The sequence below is a fragment of the Pseudomonas sp. GW821-FHT09D08 genome (genome assembly GCF_059416305.1).
In genome coordinates this window covers 88,085-108,203 of record NZ_JBWKOX010000004.1, presented here as the reverse complement: position 1 = coordinate 108,203, position 20,119 = coordinate 88,085, and the positions used below count along the sequence as shown (strand labels likewise).

Here is a 20,119-nt window from a genome sequence, read left to right as displayed (position 1 = left end):
TAAAAGCGCACTCCCGAACAGTCCTTGGCCAGGAAGTCGAGGGCGGCTAGTTGTTGATAAGTTCTGCGGCAACCGCCGCCAGATCGTCAAAAATCAAGGTGCCTACCGGCAGGTTTTTCGCCTGGGTCTTTTCGCCTTTCCCGGTCTTTACCAAAACTGGCTGAGAGTCGACGGCTTTGGCCGCCTCCAGGTCACCGAGGCTGTCCCCGACGAACCATATCCCAGCCAAGGGCACCTTGTAATGTTCTGCAATGGTTTTCAACATGCCAGGCTTGGGTTTGCGGCAATCGCAGCCCTCATCCGGCCCGTGAGGGCAGTACACCACCAGCCCCACTTCCCCGCCCTGCTCCGCCACCAGCGTGCGCAAGCGCGTGTGCATGGCGTCCAGGGTGGCGATGTCGTAATAGCCGCGGGCGATGCCGGACTGGTTGGTGGCGATGGCCACCGTCCAGCCGGCTTTGCTCAACTGCGCGATGGCCTCGATCGAACCGGGCAGTGGAATCCATTCCGCCACCGACTTGATGTAAGCGTCGGAGTCGTAGTTGATCACCCCGTCCCGATCGAGAATCAGCAGTTTCAACATGGTCAGCTCAGTGTCGAAATGTCAGCGATGTTGACGAACAGGCCACGCAGACGCGCCAGCATGGCGTAGCGGTTTTTCCGCACGCCGGCATCTTCGGCATTGATCATCACCGCTTCGAAGAACGCATCCACCGGCTCACGCAAGGTCGCCAGGCGTGCCAGGGCTTCGGCGTAATTGCGTTCGGCGATCAGCGGCTTCACCGCGTTCTCTGCCTTGGCAATGGCAGAATTCAGCGAGAACTCCTTGGCGTCGGCGAACAGGCCTGGGTCGACATCGGCGTTGCCCAGGCCTTCGGCCTTGCCCAGCAGGTTCGACACACGCTTGTTCACAGCGGCCAGGGCGTCGGCTTCCGGCAGCTTACGGAACGCCTGTACGGCTTGTACGCGTTGATCGAAGTCCAGTGCCGACCCCGGTTGCAGGGCACGTACCGACAGGTAGACGGAAACGTCCACGCCTTCGTCTTCATAACGCGCACGCAGGCGGTCGAACACGAACTCCAGCACTTGCTCGGCCAGGCCGGCTTGCTTGACCTTGCCACCGAACTGGCCGACCGCGAACACCACGGCCTGGGTCAGGTCGAGGTCGAGTTTCTTGTCGATCAGGATACGCAGCACGCCGAGGGCCGCGCGACGCAGGGCATACGGGTCTTTGCTACCGGTAGGCAGCATGCCGATACCGAAGATACCGACGAGGGTATCCAGCTTGTCGGCGATGGCCACGGCCGCACCGGTCAGGGTGGTCGGCAGCTCGGCGCCGGCGCCACGCGGCATGTACTGCTCGTTCAGCGCCAGCGCGACATCGTCCGCCTCGCCATCGTTGAGGGCGTAGTAGTAACCGGCAACGCCCTGCATCTCCGGGAACTCGCCGACCATTTCGGTGGCCAGGTCGCACTTGGACAGCAAGCCTGCACGCGCAGCCCAGGCGGCATCACCGCCGATGCGTGGGGCAATGTAGGCCGCCAGCTTGGAAACGCGCACGGCCTTGTCGTAGACGCTGCCAAGTTTTTCCTGGAACACCACGTTCTGCAGGCGCAGGTTGAAGTCTTCCAGCTTCTGCTTCTTGTCTTGCTTGAAGAAGAACTCGGCGTCAGTCAGGCGCGGACGCACGACTTTCTCGTTACCGGCGATGATCTGCTGCGGGTCCTTGCTTTCGATGTTGGCCACGGTGATAAAGCGCGGCAGCAACTTGCCGTCCACGTCCAGCAGGCAGAAATACTTCTGGTTGTCCTGCATGGTGGTGATCAGCGCTTCCTGCGGCACATCGAGGAAACGTTCTTCGAACGAGCACACCAGCGGCACCGGCCATTCAACCAGCGCGGTCACTTCGTCGAGCAGGCTTGGCGGCACGATGGCGGTGCCTTCCTGCAGGCGGGCGAGTTCTTCGGTGCGTTTGCTGATCAGCTCGCGACGCTCGTTGGCATCGGCCAGCACGTAGGCAGCACGCAGATCGGCGGCATAGTTAGCCGGCGAAGTGATGCGCACCGCTTGTGGATGGTGGAAGCGATGGCCACGGGAATCACGGCCAGCTTTCTGGGCGAGGAGGGTGCAATCGATGACCTGGTCACCGAGCAGCATCACCAGCCACTGGGTCGGGCGCACGAACTCTTCCTTGCGCGCGCCCCAGCGCATGCGCTTGGGAATCGGCAGGTCGTTCAGGGAGTCTTCGACGATGGTCGGCAACAGGCTGGCGGTGGGCTTGCCTGTGATGACCTGGCTGAAACGCAGTTTCGGGCCGCTCTGATCAATCTCGCTCAGCTCCACGCCACACTTCTTGGCGAAGCCCAGTGCGGCTTGGGTCGGGTTGCCTTCGGCGTCGAAAGCCGCCTGGCGTGGTGGGCCGTCGAGGTTGATGCTGCGGTCCGGCTGCTGGGTTTCCAGCGCGGTCAGCAACACGGCCAGGCGGCGCGGTGCGGCGTAGACTTTTTTCGCTTCAAACTTCAGGCCGGCGCTCTGCAGGCCTTTTTCGATACCGGCCAGGAACGCATCGGCCAGGGTATTGAGTGCCTTGGGTGGCAGCTCTTCGGTGCCCAGTTCAACCAGGAAATCTTGAGCACTCATTGTGCAGCCTCCAGCTTAGCCAACACTTCATCACGCAGGTCCGGGGTGGCCATCGGGAAGCCCAGCTTGGCGCGAGCCAGCAGGTAGGCTTGGGCGACGGAACGCGCCAGGGTGCGTACACGCAGGATGTATTGCTGGCGCGCGGTTACCGAGATGGCACGACGGGCGTCCAGCAGGTTGAAGGTATGGGAGGCCTTCAACACCATTTCATAGCTCGGCAACGGCAGCGGCTGGTCGAGTTCGATCAGGCGCTTGGCTTCGCTTTCATAGAAGTCGAACAGTTCGAACAGCTTGTCGACGTTGGCGTGTTCGAAGTTGTAGGTCGATTGCTCCACTTCGTTCTGGTGGAACACGTCGCCATAGGTCACTTTGCCGAACGGGCCGTCAGCCCACACCAGGTCGTAGACCGAATCCACGCCCTGCAGGTACATGGCCAGGCGCTCGAGCCCGTAGGTGATCTCACCGGTTACCGGGTAGCACTCGATGCCACCGGCCTGCTGGAAGTAGGTGAACTGGGTGACTTCCATGCCATTGAGCCAGACTTCCCAGCCCAGGCCCCAGGCGCCGAGGGTGGGCGACTCCCAGTTGTCTTCGACGAAACGGATGTCGTGCACCAGCGGGTCGAGGCCCACGTGCTTGAGCGAGCCCAGGTACAGTTCCTGGAAGTTGTCCGGGTTCGGCTTCAGGACTACCTGGAACTGATAGTAGTGCTGCAGACGGTTCGGGTTTTCGCCGTAGCGGCCGTCAGTCGGGCGACGACTGGGCTGCACATAAGCGGCGTTCCAGGTTTCCGGGCCGATGGCCCGCAGGAATGTAGCGGTGTGGAAAGTGCCGGCGCCTACTTCCATATCGTAGGGCTGAAGTACCACACAACCTTGCTCGGCCCAGTATTGCTGGAGGGCGAGGATCAAGTCTTGGAAGGTACGCACGGCTGGCGTAGGCTGGCTCACGAAATTCACCTGTTACTTGGGCTGCGATTTAAAGAGCGGGAGTATACCCGATTCGGCCGCGCCACCATCCCCTGGAGCCTTATGCCACGCTGCTTTTGGTGTTCTGAAGATCCGCTGTACATGGCTTATCACGATCAGGAGTGGGGAACGCCGCTGCGCGATGCGCAGGGTTTGTTCGAGTTGCTTTTGCTCGAAGGGTTCCAGGCGGGCCTGTCCTGGATCACCGTTTTACGCAAACGCGAGCATTATCGAAAGGTCTTGTTTGGTTTTGATGCCCTGCGTCTGGCACAGCTGACCGATGCCGAGATCGAAGCGCTGATGCTTGACCCTGGCATTGTGCGTAACCGCCTCAAGCTCAATGCCACCCGGCGCAACGCCGCAGCCTGGCTGGCGCTTGAAGATCCGGTGGGGTGGCTCTGGTCGTTTGTCGGCGGCGTTCCCAAGGTCAACCATTTCAAGGACCGCAGCGAGGTGCCGGCGATTACGCCGGAGGCTGAAGCCATGAGCAAAGCACTCAAGAAAGCCGGTTTCACCTTTGTCGGCCCGACCATCTGTTACGCGTTCATGCAGGCCTCGGGCATGGTCATGGACCATACCCAGGACTGCGACCGTTACGCGGACTTGGCCAACGCCGGTTAGAATGGCGGCTTTGCGCACCACACACGATCAGGAGTGACCTGTGGAAAAGTTTAAAGGCGCCTTGCTGGTAGGCGCTCTTCGGTTGTTTGCCCTATTGCCCTGGCGCGCGGTTCAAGCGGTCGGCACGGCCATCGGCTGGATCATGTGGAAAACCCCCAACCGCTCCCGTGACACGGTGCGGATCAACCTCTCTAAATGCTTCCCGGACATGGACCCCGCCGCGCGCGAGCGCCTGGTTGGCCAGAGCCTGAAGGACATCGGCAAGTCCCTGACCGAAAGCGCCTGCGCCTGGATCTGGCCGGCCCAGCGCTCCATCGACCTGGTGCGCGAAGTCGAAGGCCTGGAAGTGCTGCACGACGCCCTGGCGTCGGGCAAAGGCGTGGTCGGCATCACCAGCCACCTGGGCAACTGGGAGGTGTTGAACCACTTCTATTGCAGCCAGTGCAAACCGATCATTTTTTACCGCCCGCCCAAGCTCAAGGCGGTGGACGAGTTGCTGCGCAAGCAGCGCGTACAACTGGGTAACCGCGTGGCGGCGTCCACCAAGGAAGGCATCCTCAGTGTGATCAAGGAAGTGCGCAAAGGCGGCCAGGTGGGTATTCCGGCCGACCCGGAGCCGGCCGAGTCCGCAGGGATCTTCGTGCCGTTCTTCGCCACCCAGGCGCTCACCAGCAAGTTCGTGCCGAACATGCTCGCCGGCCACAAGGCCGTGGGGGTGTTCCTGCATGCGCTGCGGCTGCCGGACGGTTCGGGCTACAAAGTGATCCTGGAAGCGGCGCCCGAAGACATGTACAGCACCGACACCGCCACGTCCTGCGCGGCGATGAGCAAGGTCGTGGAGCGTTATGTCGGCGCCTACCCGAGCCAGTACATGTGGAGCATGAAGCGCTTCAAGAAACGCCCGCCGGGTGAAGAACGGTGGTACTGACCCACTGCTGACCAAATGTGGGAGGGAGCTTTCCCCTCCCACATTTTTGATCTGCTCAGGCCTGGCGCTCGAGTTTCTTCAGGAACACCGTCATCTCTTTCTCGGCCTGCTTGTCGCCATGGGCCTGGGCCGCTTCGATGCCCTTCTCCCACGCCTGTCGCGCCGCGGCGTTATCACCCTGCCCCAGCTGCGCCTTGCCCAACAACTTCCACGCCGCCGAATACTTCGGATCGAACTCGACGCATTTGTGCAAATGCTCCGCCGCCTTGGCATTGTCCTTCAGGTCCAGATAACCCTTGCCCAGCCCAAAGCGCAGCAGGGAATTATCCACACCCTTGGCGAGCATTTTTTCCAGGGATTCGAGCATGTCGGTCACTCCGGTTGATCAGAAAAAGCTCAATCCCACGTGGAACAACTTCTCCACATCGCGGATATGTTTTTTATCCACCAGGAACAGGATCACGTGGTCACCCGTGGCGATCACCGTGTCGTCGTGGGCGATGATCACTTCCTCATCACGAATGATTGCGCCAATGGTGGTGCCCGGCGGCAGGCCTATATCGCGGATGGCCTTGCCGATCACTTTGCTCGACTTCGAATCACCGTGGGCAATCGCTTCGATGGCCTCCGCCGCGCCCCGGCGCAGGGAGTGCACGCTGACGATATCGCCACGGCGCACGTGGGCAAGCAAGGTGCCGATGGTGGCCAACTGCGGGCTGATGGCGATGTCGATGTCGCCGCCCTGGATCAGGTCGACGTAGGCCGGGTTGTTGATGATGGTCATGACCTTCTTGGCCCCCAGCCGCTTGGCCAGCAGCGACGACATGATGTTGGCCTCGTCATCGTTGGTCAGGGCCAGGAAAATATCCGCATCGGCGATGTTTTCTTCCATCAGCAGGTCGCGGTCCGAGGCACTGCCTTGCAGTACGACCGTGCTGTCCAGGGTGTCGGACAAATGCCGGCAGCGTGCCGGGCTCATCTCGATGATTTTCACCTGGTAGCGACTCTCGATCGCTTCGGCCAGGCGCTCGCCAATCTGCCCGCCGCCGGCGATGACGATGCGTTTGTAGCTCTCATCGAGCCGACGCATTTCACTCATGACGGCACGAATATTCGCTTTGGCAGCGATGAAGAATACTTCGTCATCGGCCTCGATCACCGTATCGCCCTGGGGCAGGATCGGCCGGTCACGTCGGAAAATCGCGGCTACGCGGGTTTCCACATTCGGCATGTGTTCACGCAGTTGACGCAACTGCTGACCCACCAGCGGCCCACCGTAGTAGGCCTTCACCGCCACCAATTGCGCCTTGCCGCCGGCGAAGTCGATCACCTGCAAGGCGCCGGGGATTTCGATCAGGCGCTTGATGTAGTGGGTGACGACCTGTTCCGGGCTGATCAGCACGTCCACGGGGATAGCGTCGTTGTCGAACAGGCCGGCGCGGGTCAGGTAGGCGGCTTCACGCACCCGGGCGATCTTGGTCGGGGTGTGGAACAGGGTGTGGGCGACCTGGCAGGCGACCATATTGGTCTCGTCGCTGTTGGTGACCGCGACCAGCATGTCGGCATCGTCGGCACCCGCCTGACGCAGCACGGTAGGAAACGACGCCCGGCCTTGTACGGTGCGGATATCCAGGCGGTCGCCCAGGTTGCGCAGGCGCTCGGCATCGGTGTCGACCACGGTGATGTCATTGGCTTCACTGGCCAAATGTTCCGCCAGTGTGCCGCCAACCTGCCCTGCTCCAAGGATGATGATTTTCATCCGGTCACTCCCTTAAACCCGTTCAGCCGCGCGCGGCGGCGATCTTGATCAGTTTGGCGTAGTAGAAACCATCATGCCCGCCTTCCTGCGCGAGTAACTGGCGGCCATGGGGCTGCTTGATACCGGCGGCCGTGGCGAGGTCCAGTTCCCGCGCGCCGCTGGTGCGGGCGAGAAAGGCTTCGATCACCTCGGTGTTTTCGGTGGGCAAGGTGGAGCAGGTGGCGTAGAGCAGGATGCCGCCGACTTCGAGGGTCGGCCACAGTGCGTCGAGCAGTTCGCCTTGCAGCACCGCAAGGGCGGTGATGTCGTCGGGTTGGCGGGTGAGCTTGATGTCCGGGTGACGGCGGATCACACCGGTGGCGGAACACGGCGCGTCAAGCAGGATGCGTTGGAACGGTTTGCCGTCCCACCAGGTGGCGGTGTCGCGGCCGTCGGCAGCGATCAGCTCGGCGCTGAGGCCCAGGCGCGCGAGGTTCTCCCGTACACGCACCAGGCGCTTGGCTTCCAGATCGACCGCCACTACACCGGCCAGGTCCTTTTCGACTTCGAGGATGTGACAGGTCTTACCGCCCGGAGCACAGCAGGCGTCCAGTACACGCTGACCGGGAGCCAGGTCGAGCAGGTCGGCGGCCAGTTGCGCGGCCTCGTCCTGCACACTGATCCAGCCTTCGGCGAAGCCCGGCAGGCTGCGCACGTCGGTGGCCGCTTCCAGCACGATGCCGTCGTTGCTGTACACGCATGGCGTGGCGTTGATCCCTGCGTTCGTCAGCAAGTGCAGGTACGCATCACGGCGGTGATGGCGGCGATTGACCCGCAGGATCATCGGCGGGTGCGCGTTGTTGGCCGCGCAAATGGTTTCCCATTGCTCGGGCCAGAAGGCCTTCAGGGACTTTTGCAGCCAGCGCGGGTGAGCGGTGCGCACCACCGGGTCATGTTCCAACTCGGCCAGCAGCCCTTCGCTTTCGCGCTGGGCGCGGCGCAGTACCGCGTTGAGCAGGGCCTTGGCCCAGGGCTTTTTCAGCTTGTCGGCGCAACCGACGGTTTCACCGATGGCGGCGTGGGCCGGCACGCGGGTGTAGAGCAATTGATAGAGACCGACCAGCAGCAGCGCCTCGACATCAGCATCGGCCGCCTTGAACGGTTTTTGCAGCAGCTTGGCTGCCAGCGCCGACAACCGTGGTTGCCAGCGGGCGGTGCCGAAGGCCAGGTCCTGGGTGAAACCACGATCGCGGTCTTCAACCTTGTCCAACTGCGTGGGCAGTGAACTGTTCAGCGAAGCCTTGCCGTTGAGTACGGCGGCCAGGGCCTTGGCGGCGGCCAGACGCGGGTTCATTGGGCTGCCACCCCGAGGATCGTGCCCAGGGAAAATTTCTCACGGCGACTGTTGTACAAATCGCTGAAATTAAGCGCCTTGCCACCGGGCAATTGCAGACGGGTCAGGCACAGCGCCTGTTCGCCGCAAGCGACCAGCAGCCCCTCCTTGCTGGCGCCGATGATTTCACCGGGTGTGCCTTTGCCGTCGGCCAAGGTCGCGGCCAACACTTTCAAGGCTTCGCCATTGAGGGTGCTGTGGCAGATCGGCCACGGGTTGAAGGCACGCACCAGGCGTTCCAGCTCCACAGCCGGGCGGCTCCAGTCGATGCGGGCTTCGTCCTTGTTCAGCTTGTGGGCGTAGGTGGCCAGGCTGTCGTCCTGCACCTCACCTTGCAAGGTTCCGGCAGCGAGACCGGCAATAGCCTGGATCACGGCGGGCGGGCCCATCTCGGCGAGGCGGTCGTGCAGGCTGCCACCGGTGTCTTGGGCCGTGATCGGGGTAGTGACCTTGAGCAGCATCGGGCCGGTGTCCAAACCCGCCTCCATGCGCATCACGGTCACGCCGCTTTCGCTGTCGCCGGCCTCCACGGCACGTTGGATCGGCGCCGCACCGCGCCAGCGTGGCAGCAGTGAGGCGTGGCTGTTGATACAGCCCAGGCGTGGAATATCCAGCACGACCTGGGGCAGGATCAAACCGTAGGCCACCACCACCAGCAAGTCCGGTTGCAGCGCCGCCAGTTCAGCCTGGGCCTCGGCGTTGCGCAGGGTCGGCGGTTGCAGCACGGGAATGTTGTGCTCAAGCGCCAACTGCTTGACCGGGCTCGGCATCAGTTTTTGCCCGCGACCGGCCGGGCGATCCGGCTGGGTGTACACCGCGACGATGTCATAAGGGCTGGCAAGCAGGGCCTTGAGGTGTTCGGCGGCAAATTCAGGCGTGCCGGCAAAAACAATGCGCAATGGCTCGGTCATGGGAGGTCTCGGTTAAAAGCAGTCACAAAAGAAAAAGGCTTGCCGCAGCAAGCCTTTGGAAGGAGGGCATCAAGCTTGCTGGCGATGCTTTTTTTCCAGCTTCTTCTTGATCCGGTCGCGTTTGAGCGTGGACAGGTAATCGACAAACAGCTTGCCGTTGAGGTGGTCGCATTCGTGCTGGATGCACACGGCCAGCAGGCCTTCGGCAATCAGTTCGAACGGTTTGCCGTCGCGGTCGAGGGCCTTGATCTTCACGCGCAGCGGGCGCTCGACGTTCTCGTAGAACTCCGGTACCGACAGGCAGCCTTCCTGATATTCGCCCATCTCGTCGGTCAGCGGTTCGAACTCGGGGTTGATGTACACCCGCGGTTCGCTTCGATCTTCCGACAGGTCCATGACCACGACGCGCAGATGCACGTTGACCTGGGTGGCGGCGAGGCCGATACCAGGCGCTTCATACATTGTTTCAAACATGTCATCGACCAGCTGACGAACCTTGTCGTCCACTACGGCCACCGGCTTGGCGATTGTGCGCAGGCGCGAGTCGGGGAATTCGAGGATGTTCAAAATAGCCATAAGCGTAATTGCTGCACATGTGAGGTAAAGGCAAATCGGCGGTGGGATGGACCCATACGGCCGGTGTGAAACGCCCGAAAGCCGCGAAGGCTGTGGCATTTCACGCGAACGCACATAATAAAGGAGATTCACCCCATGAGGAAATCGCTACTCGTCTTGCTGCTATGGGCCCCGTTCGCCATGGCCCTGCTTCCAGAGCCCGGCCTGCGGCTGGATCAAGCGACGCAACAGGCCATTCACTATTTCTTGTTACACAATCCCATTCTTAATACTACGACGTCCCAAGGGCTTTACCCCCCATTTCGAGACTGCCCCTCGACCGCAATAAATAGCCTGCTAAATAAGTTACCAACAGAGTTATCCACAGCTTGTTCCGGTCAAGGATGATCAGATGCTTTCGACAAACTGCAATGAAATTTCCCCTTCAGAACTGGAAGCCCGCCTACGCCTGCACAGGCTGCCGGAGGTAGGCCCGAAGCGTTTTCGGTTGTTGATCGAAGCGTTCGGCAGCGCTTCAAAGGCCATCAGTGCCCCGGCCAGCGCGTGGCGCTCCTTGGGGTTGTCGCCCATCAGCGCCGATGCCCGCCGTAGCCATGAGATCCGCGACGGCGCCAGTGAGGCGTTGGCCTGGTTGGAACGTCCGGACCAGCATTTGCTGATGTGGGACCAACCTGAGTACCCGGCACTGCTCGCCCAGATAGATGACGCCCCGCCGCTTTTATTTGTCGCCGGCGACCCCGGGATCCTGGAAAAACCGCAACTGGCGATGGTCGGCAGCCGCCGTGCATCCCGTCCCGGCATGGACACGGCTGTTGCATTTTCCCGCAGCCTGGCGAGCGCCGGTTTTGTCATCACCAGTGGCCTTGCGCTGGGTATCGACGGTGCGGCCCATCAAGCCGCTTTGGATGTGGGGGGTCATACAATCGGCGTGCTCGGCACGGGCCTGGAAAATCTTTATCCACAGCGCCATCGACGGCTTGCGGCGGCGATGATTGCCCAAGGCAGCGCCGTGGTTTCCGAGTTTCCGCTGGACGCCGCCCCCCAGGCCGGTAACTTCCCCCGGCGCAACCGCATCATCAGCGGCCTGTCCCTGGGCGTGCTGGTGGTGGAGGCCAGCATGGCCAGCGGCTCGCTGATCACCGCCAAGCTCGCGGCCGAGCAAGGGCGCGAGGTGTATGCAATCCCGGGCTCCATCCATCATCCGGGGGCCAAGGGGTGTCACCAGTTGATCCGTGATGGGGCGATGCTGGTGGAAACCATTGAACACATCCTCGAAGGTTTGCGTGGCTGGCAGGTATTGTCACGCCCGGCGCCGATGCCTGTGATACATCCGTTGGTGGCGCTGTTGCACGCGGCGCCCCATACCAGCGAAGCCCTGGCGCTGGCCAGTGGGCGGCCGTTGGCCCAGGTGTTGGCGACCCTCACGGAGTTGGAACTTGAAGGCCTGGTGATCTGCGAAAGCGGGCGCTGGCTTGCGCGTGGCCAGCTTTTGTAGCGGCCAGTTTTTTGGAACTAGGTTTTGTAAAGAAGATCGGTAAACTGCCCAGAGCTTTAGTCCGGAGAGTAAACAATGGTCAACAGGTGGCGTGTGCTGGAAGCCGCACGAGAAATTCGCGCAGGCGCGGTGATTGCCTATCCAACCGAAGCGGTCTGGGGCCTGGGTTGCGATCCCTGGAACGAAGAGGCGGTGGATCGGCTGCTGGCGATCAAGAACCGTTCGGTGGACAAGGGCCTGATCCTGGTGGCAGACAATATTCGCCAGTTCGACTTTCTGTTCGAAGACTTCCCGGATACCTGGATCGAACGCATGGCCAGCACCTGGCCCGGACCGAATACGTGGCTGGTGCCGCATCAGGATTTGTTGCCGGAATGGGTCACCGGTGTCCACGACACGGTGGCGCTGCGAGTGAGCGATCATCCGCTGGTACGGGACTTGTGCGCGCTGGTGGGGCCGTTGATCTCCACCTCAGCCAACCCCCAGGGCCGCCCGGCGGCGCGCACGCGGATTCGTGTGGAGCAGTACTTTCGCGGGCAGGTGGATCTGGTGCTGGGTGGTGCCCTGGGTGGGCGCAAGAATCCGAGCCTGATTCGCGATTTGGCAACGGGTGAGGTGGTGCGGCCTTCCTGAGACCGCGTCGCGCCTATCGGGGGCAAGTGGAATCGTCGCACCGCCCCCGAAGAGGCCCTCAAGGCAACAGAATGGTCGACCCAGTGGTACGTCGCCCCGACAACTCCGTCTGTGCCTTCGCCGCCTCCGCCAGCGAATACCGCTGGTTGATATCAATGCGCACCTTGCCGCTCTTGATCATCGAAAACAGATCATCCGCCATCACCTGCAAGTTCGCCGGATTGTTGGCGTAGGTCGCCAGGGTCGGCCGTGTCACGTACAGCGAGCCTTTGGCCGCGAGTATCCCCAGGTTCACCCCATCCACCGCGCCCGACGCATTGCCAAAGCTCACCACCAGGCCACGTGGCGCCACGCTGTCCAATGAGGTCAGCCAGGTGTCCTTGCCGACCCCGTCGTAGACCACGGGCACCTTTTTGCCGTCAGTCAACTCCAGCACGCGCTGTGCGACATTTTCCTTGCTGTAGTCGATGGTTTCCCACGCGCCGAGGGATTTGGCCAGGGCGGCTTTTTCTGGCGAGCTCACGGTACCGATCAGCTTCACGCCCAGTGCCTTGGCCCATTGACAGGCCAGGGAGCCCACGCCACCGGCGGCGGCGTGGAACAGGATGGTCTCACCACCTTTGAGCTCATAGGTCTGGCGCAGCAGGTATTGCACGGTCAGGCCCTTGAGCATGGCGCCGGCGGCTTGTTCGAAGCTGATGTCGTCCGGCAGGTGCACCAGGTTGGCGGCGGGCAGCACGTGCAATTCGCTGTAGGCCCCGAGTGGGCCACTGCCGTAGGCCACGCGGTCACCGACTTTAAATTGCGTGACTTCGCTGCCCACTGCATCAACCACACCGGCGCCTTCTGCGCCCAGCCCCGATGGCAGGGCCGGCGGCGCGTAAAGGCCACTGCGGAAATAGGTATCGATGAAGTTCAGGCCAATCGCCTCGTTACGCACTCGAACCTGTTGCGGGCCGGGCTCTGCCGGTGTGTAGTCCACATATTCAAGTACGTCGGGGCCGCCATGGGCGCTGAACTGGATACGTTTGGCCATCTGCACTTCTCCTGAGGTCGAATTCGCGTAGCCCCCTATCGGACTCCTAAGCTTGATCTTCGTCAACTGCGGCGCTCCTAAGTGCAGTGCTGTCCAAGTGCAGTGGTATCCTGTGCGCCCATTTGCCGCCGACGCCCCACGGCTTCGCGTAGCTTTGCCCGATTCAAGGTGATGTCATGACTACTCGCACCGAGGCTGTCAAAGCCTACCTGCTCGACCTGCAAGACCGCATTTGCAGCGCCCTGGAAACCTTCGAGACGGACACTCGCTTTATCGAAGACGCCTGGACCCGGCCTGCCGGCGGCGGCGGCCGCACCCGTGTGATGGAGAACGGCTCGGTCATCGAAAAGGGCGGCGTTAACTTTTCCCACGTGTTCGGCAGCGGCCTCCCACCGTCAGCCAGTGCGCATCGCCCCGAGCTGGCCGGTCGCGGCTTTGAAGCCCTGGGCGTGTCGCTGGTGATTCATCCGCACAACCCACACGTGCCGACATCCCACGCCAACGTGCGTTTTTTCATCGCTGAAAAAGAAGGCGAAGAGCCGGTGTGGTGGTTCGGTGGCGGCTTCGACCTCACGCCCTACTACGGCAACGAAGAAGACTGCATTCACTGGCACCGCGTGGCCCAGCAGGCCTGCGCGCCATTTGGCCCGGACGTTTACTCGCGCTACAAGGCCTGGTGCGACACCTACTTCCACATCAAGCACCGCAACGAGCCCCGTGGTATCGGCGGCCTGTTCTTCGATGACTTGAACGAGTGGGACTTCGACACCTGCTTCGCGTTTATCCGCGCCATCGGCGATGCCTACATCGACGCCTACCTGCCAATCGTGCAGCGTCGCAAAGCCAGCGCTTATACCGAACAGCAACGCCAGTTCCAGGAATTCCGTCGCGGCCGTTACGTGGAATTCAACCTGGTCTATGACCGTGGCACTTTGTTCGGCCTGCAATCGGGCGGCCGTACCGAGTCGATCCTGATGTCGCTGCCGCCCCAAGTGCGCTGGAGCTACGACTGGAAAGCCGAGGCCGGCAGCGAAGAAGCACGCCTCACCGACTACTTCCTGCAAGACCGCGATTGGCTGGGCGTCGCGGCGCCTAAGGCGGCTGTCTGATGGATCGTTATGTGGTGTTCGGCAACCCCATCGGCCACAGCAAATCGCCGCTGATTCACCGTATGTTCGCCGAGCAGACCGGCGAACAACTGGACTACAGCACCTTGCTCGCGCCCCTGGAGGATTTCACCGGCTGTGCCCGTGAGTTTTTCCAACAGGGCCGAGGTGCCAACGTCACCGTGCCGTTCAAGGAAGACGCCTATCGCTTGGCCAACAGCCTCACCGAACGCGCCCAGCGCGCCGGGGCGGTGAACACCTTGAGCAAACTGGCTGACGGCACGTTGCTCGGCGACAACACCGACGGCGCCGGCCTGGTGCGCGACCTGACGGTAAACGCCGGCTTGAATCTGCAAGGCAGACGTATCCTGTTGCTGGGCGCGGGTGGCGCGGTAAGGGGCGCGTTGGAGCCGTTGCTGGCTGAACGGCCCGCTTCGTTGATCATCGCCAACCGCACTGTGGAAAAAGCCGAATTGCTCGCCGAGCTGTTCGACGACCTGGGCCCGGTGTCCGCCAGTGGATTCGACTGGCTGCGTGAGCCGGTGGACGTGATCATCAATGCCACGTCCGCCAGCCTGTCAGGCGATGTACCGCCGATTGCCGGCAGCCTGATCGAACCGGGCAAGACATTTTGCTACGACATGATGTACGCCAAGCAACCCACCGCGTTCTGCCGCTGGGCCAGTGAGCAAGGCGCAGCCGTGGCGATGGATGGCCTGGGCATGCTGGTGGAGCAAGCGGCTGAAGCGTTCTTCCTGTGGCGTGGTGTGCGTCCGGATTCGGCGCCGGTGTTGGCTGAACTGCGCCGACAGTTGGCGCAGTAATCAATCTTCAAACTGGATGGGGCATTTATCGGCCCCCTCCAGTTTTTTCAACTCTTCCACCACCTGCGGCCTGGCGCGGCGCAATGTCAGGCTACGGCCCAGCCCGCTTAAACGACGCGCCTCCTGGTGCAGCATCTCCACCCCGGAATAGTCGATAAAGTTGATCTGCTGCGCCTCGATCACCACCCGCTCACCCTGCAAGCTTTGCAGGCGCACTTGCAGGTAATGGCTGGCGCCAAAGAAGATCGACCCACCGACGCGCAACACATCCTCTCCCCCATCACGCCATTGTTGAACCCGTGGCTGTGAGGTGCGCTTGAGGTAGAAAAACAACGAGGCCAACACCCCCGCATAAATCGCCGTTTGCAACTCCAGCAACAAGGTGGCGACACAGGTCAGGCTCATCACTACGAACTCTGCGCGGCTCACGCGGAACAACGCACGAATACCCCGACGATCCACCAGGCCCCAGGAAATCAGCAAGATGCTGGCGGCCATGCTCGGGATCGGAATATGTGCGATCAATGCGGCGCCAAACAGCGCAAACAAGGCCACCCATACTGCGGAAAACACCCCGGCCAACGGCGAACAGGCGCCCGCCTCATAGCTGAGGCCGGAGCGGGTGAACGACCCTGCCGACAGATACCCGGAGAAAAATCCGCCAACGATATTGGATAAACCCTGGGCGCGAACTTCCTGGTTGGCATCGAGCAATTGTTGCGAACGGGCCGACAGCGAACGGGCAATCGACAGGCTGGTCACCAGCCCCAGCATGCCCACCGCAACGGCGCTGGGCAGCAGGCGCAGGATCATGTCCGGATCCAGCGGCAACGGGCTGAACGGTGGCAGCTTGCCGATAAACGAACTGACCAGCGCCACATGCCCGAACATCGTCGGCCATAGCCACGTTGCCAGGCTACCCAGGGTCAGTGCGATCAGTAGCGTTGGCCAGCGAGGCACAAGGTATTTGAGCAACGCGCCCACCAGCAAAGTACCGAGCCCAAGGGCAAGGGAAGCGTGGTCCCACTCGCCGGCGTGGTCGATCAGCGCCAGCAGGCTATTGATCGCTGTGGCCTGGCTCGGTAAATCCAGGCCCAGCAGGTTGGGCAGTTGCCCAAGGGCAATCACCACGGCGGCACCGAGGGTAAAACCCAGCACCACCGAATGCGAGACGAAGTTCACCAGCGCGCCAAAGCGCAGCATGCCCAGCAGCCACTGGAATACCCCGGCGAGGAATGTCAGCAACAGGATCAGGGTGATGTAGTCCTGAGACCCCGGCACGGCCAACGGGCTGACGCTGGCGTATAGCACGATGGAAATCGCTGCCGTGGGGCCACAGATCAGGTGCCAGGATGAACCCCACAGGCAGGCGATCAGCACCGGGATGATGGCGGCATACAGACCGTACTCCGGCGGGAGACCGGCGATCAGCGCGTAGGCAATCGACTGGGGCAGCGCGAGCACGGCGCCGCTGAGGCCGACCAGCGCGTCACGGCCCACAGTGGCTCGGGTTTGACGCGGGAGCCAGCTGAGGAAGGGGAAGAGTGTATGGCGGTTGGGCCGGGGCATTTATAACTCGGCTGAAAAGGTTTGACTCAGGGTATCAGTACACACTGGTCCTTGTGGGAGGGGGCTTGCTCCCGATATAGGTGGACCCGTCTAAATCTCTCTGACTGGCACTCCGCTATCGGGAGCAAGCCCCCTCCCACATTGGAATAGCGCAAGGCCCTAGAGTTTGGCCTTTACTGCCGGCAACGCATCCTGGCCATTCACTGTTTTCACGCCGTCGAGCCATTTGTCCAATACAGCCGGGTTCGCCTTGATCCACGCCTTCGCCGCGTCGGCATTGCTGACCTTGTTGTTGGCCACCTCAGCCATGATGCTGTTCTCCATCTCCTGGGTGAAGCTCAGGTTGGTCAGCAGTTTGCCGACGTTAGGGCAGGCCTGCGCATACCCTTTGCGGGTCAAGGTATACACACTGCCGGTATCACCGAAGTATTTCTCGCCGCCTTTGAGATAGTGCATTTTCAGTTGCACGTTCATTGGGTGTGGCGTCCAGCCGAGGAAGGTGACGAAACGCTGTTTTTTCACCGCCCGTGAGACCTCGGCGAGCATCGCCTGTTCGCTGGACTCGATCAGCTTCCACTGGCCCAGGTCGAAGTCATTCTTCTTGATGATCTCCTGCAGCGAGATATTTGCCGGCGCGCCGGAACCGATGCCATAGATCTTCTTGTCGAACTTGTCGGCGAATTTGTTCAAGTCGGCAAAGTCATGCACCCCGGCATCCCACACATAATCCGGCACGGCGAGGGTGAACTCGGTGCCGTCGAGGTTCTTCGCCAGTTGCACCACATCGCCGTTGGCCACGAACTTGTCATAGAAGCCCTGCTGCGCCGGCATCCAATTGCCCAGGAATACATCCACCTGACCGTCCTTGAGCCCGCCGAAGGTGATCGGCACCGCCAGGGTGTCGACCTTGGCCTTGTAGCCCATGCCGTTCAGCAGGAAACCGGTAATGGCGTTGGTGGCGGCAATGTCGCTCCAGCCTGGGTCGGCCATCTTCACGGTCTCACAGCGGGTGTCCGCATACGCATTGGCGCTACTTAGCACCAACATGCCCACTACTGCAGTTAACTTTTGCATGGCCTTCCCTCTGTACTTATTGGTTTTGGCAGGGTTGTGGATAACGTGCCTTGCGCTCCAGGTCGTCGAGGTCGATATGGTTGCGCATGTATTGCTGACTGGCGTCCACCAGTGGCTGGTGATCCCAGCTCTTCAGCTTGCCCTGGGTCAGCGCCTCGAACACCAGGCGACGACGGCGTTGGCTGGCGAGTACCTGCTGGTGGATCGCCGGAATGTCCCATTTGGCCCGCGCTTCATTCAAAAACGCCTCGAACAGTGGCCGGTGTTCCGGTGACTGGCTGAGGTCTTCCCGCTCGTGCGGGTCGTTGTGCACATCGAACAGTAGACAAGGGTCGTCTTCGCTGTAGATGAATTTGTAGGCGCCACGGCGAATCATCATCAATGGGCTGATGGTGCCTTCGGCCATGTATTCGCCAAAGACTTCGTCATGCCCGCCCTGCCCCCGCAAGTGCGGGACCAGCGAGCGACCGTCCAGTGGCAGGCGCGGGTCCAGTTCGCCGCCGGCCAGTTCCACCAGGGTGGGCAGCAGGTCGGCGGTGGACACGGCCTGGGTCACCCGGCCCGGTGCAAATTGCCCCGGCGCACTGACCAGCAGCGGCACGCGGGCGGCCATTTCAAACCAGTGCATTTTGTACCAGAGGCCGCGCTCACCGAGCATGTCGCCGTGGTCGCCGGAGAAAACGATGATCGTGTCGTCGGCCAGGCCGGTGTCTTCCAGGGTCTGCAGCAGCTTGCCGACATTGCTGTCGATGTAACTGCACGCGCCGAAGTAGGCACGGCGAGCGTCGCGAATCTTATCCACAGGCAACGGTTTGTCCCACAGGTCATAGACCTTGAGCAGGCGCTGGGAATGCGGGTCGAGGTCTGCCTGGCTCGGCGTTGCGGGCAACGGGATGTCGTTGTCGTCGTACAGGTCCCAGAATGGCTTGGGAATGGTGTACGGGTCGTGGGGATGGGTCATCGACACGGTCAGGCAGAACGGCTGGTCGCCGTCTTCGCGGATGTGGTCGAACAGGTACTGCTGGGCCTTGAACACCACCTCTTCGTCGAAATCCAGCTGGTTGGTACGCACGCACGGGCCGGCTTGCAGCACCGAGGACATGTTGTGGTACCAGGAGGGGCGTACGTCCGGCTCATCCCAGTTCACTGCCCAGCCATAGTCGGCGGGGTAGATGTCGCTGGTCAGGCGTTCTTCATAACCGTGCAATTGGTCGGGGCCGCAGAAGTGCATCTTGCCCGACAGCGCGGTGCGATAACCGAGGCGCCGCAGGTAGTGGGCATAGGTCGGCACATCGGCGGGAAAATCCGCCGCGTTGTCGTAGGCGCCGATCTTGCTCGGCAATTGGCCGCTGACCAGGGTGAAGCGTGAGGGCGCGCACAGCGGGCTGTTGCAATAGGCCGCATCGAACACCACGCCCTGTGCGGCGAGGCGGCTCAAATTCGGCAACTTGATCGGAGAAGGTCCGTAGAACGGAAGCAGCGGCGCGGCCATTTGATCGGCCATGATGAAAAGAATGTTCTTGCGCTTCATGGGTCTTCGGCATTCCATAGGCAGTGTTTATGCGAATGAGCATGCAGCCCATGGAAAATGGGGTAAAGCCCATGAAAAGCAATGTCTAGGATAAGCACAGCTTATGTATGAAGCCCTTGGCGATGTCTCCCTCGATTTGCTGCGTGCGTTCGAAGCCGCCGCCCGTCATCGCAGCTTCACCGCCGCTGCGATGGAGCTGGGCACCACTCAGCCGGCGATCAGCCAGCAGATCAAGCGCCTTGAAGAACAACTGACGATCCGCCTGTTTGACCGCATCTATCGGGGCATCGAACTGACCGACGCCGGCGCCCTGCTGTTCGAGCATGTGCAAGGCGGTTTGCAGAGCATCAACCAGGGCCTCAGTGTGATTACCCAGCAGGACCAGCACGAAGTGCTGCAAGTGGCCACAGACTTTGCGTTCGCCGCCTACTGGCTGATGCCGCGCCTGCATCGCTTCCACGCCGCCAATCCGCAGGTGGACGTGAGCCTGGTGACCAGCGAGCGCAACCACGCCACCTTGCGCAGCGATATCGATGTGGCGGTGCTGTTTGGCGATGGTCGTTTCAAGCAGGGCGACAGCCTGTGGCTGTTCAACGAGGAAGTGTTTCCGGTGTGCAGCCCGCAGTGGCTCAAGGAGCAGGCCAGGCCTTTGACTGTGCACACCTTGCACGACTACCCGTTGCTGCACCTGCGCCAGGAAAACAACAGCCAGTGGTTCGACTGGAGTGGCGTATTCCGCGAGCTAGGCATCACCGCCGCGCCCACGCCCGGCCAGCTGCGATTCGACAACTACACCTTATTGATCCAGGCAGCGATTGCCGGCCAAGGGGTGGCGATCGGCTGGCGCCATTTGGTGGATAACCTGCTGGAACAGAACTGGTTGTGCCGACCGATCGGCAACACGGTGATTTCGCGCTTTGGCTATTACGTGGTGCAGCCCCAGCGCAAGCGGCGTGGGCAGTTGGTCGAACGTTTCGTCGACTGGTTGCAGGCAGAACAGGCCAGCAGCGCGCAGTCCCTGACCGGACTGGCCCTGCCGTCGATTGCGGTCTAGGATTTGCCGCACATTGGATCCG

General features: G+C 61.7%; 19 protein-coding genes and 1 pseudogene. 8 read left to right on the top strand and 12 right to left on the bottom strand.

Features of this window, described 5'->3' with window-relative positions:
• Positions 1 to 46 precede the first annotated feature (46 nt).
• The 3 genes from gmhB to glyQ are packed head-to-tail and all read right to left on the bottom strand — an operon-like array spanning position 47 to position 3,590.
• A complete protein-coding gene (gmhB, locus tag AC07OP_RS09515) occupies positions 47 to 583 on the bottom strand; it encodes a D-glycero-beta-D-manno-heptose 1,7-bisphosphate 7-phosphatase (RefSeq protein WP_166655292.1) in 537 nt (178 codons plus the stop codon).
• 2 nt (positions 584 to 585) lie between these two features.
• Positions 586 to 2,640 carry a glycine--tRNA ligase subunit beta gene (gene glyS, locus AC07OP_RS09510; RefSeq protein WP_065926815.1) on the bottom strand — a complete coding sequence of 685 codons (2,055 nt, stop codon included), beginning with the start codon at positions 2,638 to 2,640 and terminating at the stop codon, positions 586 to 588.
• Entirely contained in the window at positions 2,637 to 3,590 is a 954-nt protein-coding gene (gene glyQ / locus AC07OP_RS09505; protein WP_003187265.1) for a glycine--tRNA ligase subunit alpha, read from the bottom strand. The genes glyS and glyQ overlap by 4 nt, the downstream gene beginning before the upstream one ends.
• Positions 3,591 to 3,671: 81 nt before the next feature.
• On the opposite strand from glyQ, the gene AC07OP_RS09500 reads away from it, so the two are divergent.
• Positions 3,672 to 4,229, top strand: a complete 558-nt coding sequence (locus AC07OP_RS09500) for a DNA-3-methyladenine glycosylase I (protein ID WP_495100763.1) — start codon at positions 3,672 to 3,674, stop codon at positions 4,227 to 4,229.
• Between the two features lie 40 nt (positions 4,230 to 4,269).
• On the top strand, positions 4,270 to 5,157 hold the full coding sequence (locus tag AC07OP_RS09495; protein ID WP_092488127.1) for a lysophospholipid acyltransferase: 888 nt from the start codon (positions 4,270 to 4,272) through the stop codon (positions 5,155 to 5,157).
• Between the two features lie 55 nt (positions 5,158 to 5,212).
• Here the strand turns inward: AC07OP_RS09495 and AC07OP_RS09490 are convergent, their stop codons facing one another.
• From AC07OP_RS09490 to def, 5 genes are all read right to left on the bottom strand, one after another.
• Positions 5,213 to 5,524 carry a tetratricopeptide repeat protein gene (locus AC07OP_RS09490; RefSeq protein ID WP_092488126.1) on the bottom strand — a complete coding sequence of 104 codons (312 nt, stop codon included), beginning with the start codon at positions 5,522 to 5,524 and terminating at the stop codon, positions 5,213 to 5,215.
• Between the two features lie 18 nt (positions 5,525 to 5,542).
• Positions 5,543 to 6,916 carry a Trk system potassium transporter TrkA gene (gene trkA, locus AC07OP_RS09485; protein WP_027608153.1) on the bottom strand — a complete coding sequence of 458 codons (1,374 nt, stop codon included), beginning with the start codon at positions 6,914 to 6,916 and terminating at the stop codon, positions 5,543 to 5,545.
• 22 nt (positions 6,917 to 6,938) lie between these two features.
• Complete coding sequence (rsmB, locus tag AC07OP_RS09480; RefSeq protein WP_495100762.1) at positions 6,939 to 8,249, bottom strand: 16S rRNA (cytosine(967)-C(5))-methyltransferase RsmB; 1,311 nt, start codon at positions 8,247 to 8,249, stop codon at positions 6,939 to 6,941.
• Positions 8,246 to 9,199 carry a methionyl-tRNA formyltransferase gene (gene fmt / locus AC07OP_RS09475; RefSeq protein WP_495100761.1) on the bottom strand — a complete coding sequence of 318 codons (954 nt, stop codon included), beginning with the start codon at positions 9,197 to 9,199 and terminating at the stop codon, positions 8,246 to 8,248. Before fmt ends, rsmB begins: the two co-directional genes overlap by 4 nt.
• A 69-nt stretch (positions 9,200 to 9,268) precedes the next feature.
• On the bottom strand, positions 9,269 to 9,775 hold the full coding sequence (gene def, locus AC07OP_RS09470) for a peptide deformylase (RefSeq protein WP_005783383.1): 507 nt from the start codon (positions 9,773 to 9,775) through the stop codon (positions 9,269 to 9,271).
• A gap of 135 nt (positions 9,776 to 9,910) precedes the next feature.
• Here def and AC07OP_RS09465 point away from each other — a divergent pair.
• From AC07OP_RS09465 to tsaC, 3 genes and pseudogenes are all read left to right on the top strand, one after another.
• A pseudogene (locus tag AC07OP_RS09465) lies at positions 9,911 to 10,048 on the top strand (peptidoglycan-binding protein); the annotation flags it as partial.
• A gap of 118 nt (positions 10,049 to 10,166) precedes the next feature.
• On the top strand, positions 10,167 to 11,270 hold the full coding sequence (dprA, locus tag AC07OP_RS09460) for a DNA-processing protein DprA (RefSeq protein WP_495100760.1): 1,104 nt from the start codon (positions 10,167 to 10,169) through the stop codon (positions 11,268 to 11,270).
• 75 nt (positions 11,271 to 11,345) lie between these two features.
• Positions 11,346 to 11,903, top strand: coding sequence for an L-threonylcarbamoyladenylate synthase type 1 TsaC (gene tsaC / locus AC07OP_RS09455; protein ID WP_027608149.1), 558 nt, complete (start codon positions 11,346 to 11,348; stop codon positions 11,901 to 11,903).
• 58 nt (positions 11,904 to 11,961) lie between these two features.
• On the opposite strand, the gene AC07OP_RS09450 is transcribed toward tsaC, so the two are convergent.
• Entirely contained in the window at positions 11,962 to 12,939 is a 978-nt protein-coding gene (locus AC07OP_RS09450; RefSeq protein ID WP_065937897.1) for a quinone oxidoreductase family protein, read from the bottom strand.
• 176 nt (positions 12,940 to 13,115) lie between these two features.
• Between AC07OP_RS09450 and hemF the strand changes: the two genes are divergently transcribed.
• Positions 13,116 to 14,048 (top strand): oxygen-dependent coproporphyrinogen oxidase, encoded by a 933-nt coding sequence (hemF, locus tag AC07OP_RS09445; RefSeq protein ID WP_495100759.1) that lies wholly within the window; start codon positions 13,116 to 13,118, stop codon positions 14,046 to 14,048.
• Positions 14,048 to 14,869, top strand: coding sequence for a shikimate dehydrogenase (gene aroE / locus AC07OP_RS09440; RefSeq protein ID WP_495100758.1), 822 nt, complete (start codon positions 14,048 to 14,050; stop codon positions 14,867 to 14,869). Before hemF ends, aroE begins: the two co-directional genes overlap by 1 nt.
• On the opposite strand, the gene AC07OP_RS09435 is transcribed toward aroE, so the two are convergent.
• The 3 genes from AC07OP_RS09435 to betC all read right to left on the bottom strand — a co-directional run bounded on the left by AC07OP_RS09435 (position 14,870) and on the right by betC (position 19,043).
• Positions 14,870 to 16,438, bottom strand: a complete 1,569-nt coding sequence (locus AC07OP_RS09435) for a SulP family inorganic anion transporter (RefSeq protein WP_115488313.1) — start codon at positions 16,436 to 16,438, stop codon at positions 14,870 to 14,872. It lies immediately after the preceding gene.
• Between the two features lie 159 nt (positions 16,439 to 16,597).
• Positions 16,598 to 17,512, bottom strand: coding sequence for a choline ABC transporter substrate-binding protein (gene choX / locus AC07OP_RS09430; protein ID WP_495100757.1), 915 nt, complete (start codon positions 17,510 to 17,512; stop codon positions 16,598 to 16,600).
• Between the two features lie 16 nt (positions 17,513 to 17,528).
• Positions 17,529 to 19,043, bottom strand: a complete 1,515-nt coding sequence (gene betC / locus AC07OP_RS09425; RefSeq protein ID WP_495100756.1) for a choline-sulfatase — start codon at positions 19,041 to 19,043, stop codon at positions 17,529 to 17,531.
• 103 nt (positions 19,044 to 19,146) lie between these two features.
• Here betC and AC07OP_RS09420 point away from each other — a divergent pair, with 103 nt between their 5' ends.
• Positions 19,147 to 20,097, top strand: a complete 951-nt coding sequence (locus tag AC07OP_RS09420) for a choline sulfate utilization transcriptional regulator (protein WP_115488310.1) — start codon at positions 19,147 to 19,149, stop codon at positions 20,095 to 20,097.
• Positions 20,098 to 20,119: the final 22 nt, after the last annotated feature.

What these genes read in the sequence shown, in the direction of transcription:
- gmhB (WP_166655292.1), bottom strand. Translation starts at nt 583, where the DNA reads ATGTTGAAACTGCTGATTCTCGATCGGGACGGGGTGATCAACTACGAC.
- glyS (WP_065926815.1), bottom strand. Translation starts at nt 2,640, where the DNA reads ATGAGTGCTCAAGATTTCCTGGTTGAACTGGGCACCGAAGAGCTGCCA.
- AC07OP_RS09500 (WP_495100763.1), top strand. Translation starts at nt 3,672, where the DNA reads ATGCCACGCTGCTTTTGGTGTTCTGAAGATCCGCTGTACATGGCTTAT.
- AC07OP_RS09490 (WP_092488126.1), bottom strand. Translation starts at nt 5,524, where the DNA reads ATGCTCGAATCCCTGGAAAAAATGCTCGCCAAGGGTGTGGATAATTCC.
- trkA (WP_027608153.1), bottom strand. Translation starts at nt 6,916, where the DNA reads ATGAAAATCATCATCCTTGGAGCAGGGCAGGTTGGCGGCACACTGGCG.
- rsmB (WP_495100762.1), bottom strand. Translation starts at nt 8,249, where the DNA reads ATGAACCCGCGTCTGGCCGCCGCCAAGGCCCTGGCCGCCGTACTCAAC.
- fmt (WP_495100761.1), bottom strand. Translation starts at nt 9,199, where the DNA reads ATGACCGAGCCATTGCGCATTGTTTTTGCCGGCACGCCTGAATTTGCC.
- def (WP_005783383.1), bottom strand. Translation starts at nt 9,775, where the DNA reads ATGGCTATTTTGAACATCCTCGAATTCCCCGACTCGCGCCTGCGCACA.
- dprA (WP_495100760.1), top strand. Translation starts at nt 10,167, where the DNA reads ATGCTTTCGACAAACTGCAATGAAATTTCCCCTTCAGAACTGGAAGCC.
- tsaC (WP_027608149.1), top strand. Translation starts at nt 11,346, where the DNA reads ATGGTCAACAGGTGGCGTGTGCTGGAAGCCGCACGAGAAATTCGCGCA.
- AC07OP_RS09450 (WP_065937897.1), bottom strand. Translation starts at nt 12,939, where the DNA reads ATGGCCAAACGTATCCAGTTCAGCGCCCATGGCGGCCCCGACGTACTT.
- hemF (WP_495100759.1), top strand. Translation starts at nt 13,116, where the DNA reads ATGACTACTCGCACCGAGGCTGTCAAAGCCTACCTGCTCGACCTGCAA.
- aroE (WP_495100758.1), top strand. Translation starts at nt 14,048, where the DNA reads ATGGATCGTTATGTGGTGTTCGGCAACCCCATCGGCCACAGCAAATCG.
- AC07OP_RS09435 (WP_115488313.1), bottom strand. Translation starts at nt 16,438, where the DNA reads ATGCCCCGGCCCAACCGCCATACACTCTTCCCCTTCCTCAGCTGGCTC.
- choX (WP_495100757.1), bottom strand. Translation starts at nt 17,512, where the DNA reads ATGCAAAAGTTAACTGCAGTAGTGGGCATGTTGGTGCTAAGTAGCGCC.
- betC (WP_495100756.1), bottom strand. Translation starts at nt 19,043, where the DNA reads ATGAAGCGCAAGAACATTCTTTTCATCATGGCCGATCAAATGGCCGCG.
- AC07OP_RS09420 (WP_115488310.1), top strand. Translation starts at nt 19,147, where the DNA reads ATGTATGAAGCCCTTGGCGATGTCTCCCTCGATTTGCTGCGTGCGTTC.